Source organism: Vallitalea okinawensis (assembly GCF_002964605.1).
GTDB lineage: Bacteria > Bacillota > Clostridia > Lachnospirales > PQDH01 > Vallitalea_A > Vallitalea_A okinawensis.
On sequence record NZ_KZ672986.1, the window covers coordinates 1,303 to 1,541 of the forward strand.

Here is a 239-nt window from a genome sequence, read left to right on the forward strand (position 1 = left end):
GATTAATTCAGTAATATTAGGGCGCATAGCTCAGCTGGGAGAGCACCTGCCTTACAAGCAGGGGGTCACAGGTTCGAGCCCTGTTGCGCCCATTCAACAATTTAATTTATTAAGTTGTTTCATATAAATGTCTCAAATTATGACATAATGATACTGAAGTACATATGGCGGAGTAGCTCAGATGGCTAGAGCATACGGTTCATACCCGTAGTGTCGGCGGTTCGATTCCGTCCTCCGCT

The 239-nt window shown here is 45.2% G+C and carries 2 tRNA genes; both read left to right on the forward strand.

The window, feature by feature from the left end:
* The first annotated feature begins 19 nt into the window (after positions 1–19).
* A tRNA-Val gene (locus C1Y58_RS00045) sits at positions 20–92 on the forward strand.
* A 74-nt stretch (positions 93–166) separates the two neighbouring features.
* A tRNA-Met gene (locus C1Y58_RS00050) sits at positions 167–239 on the forward strand.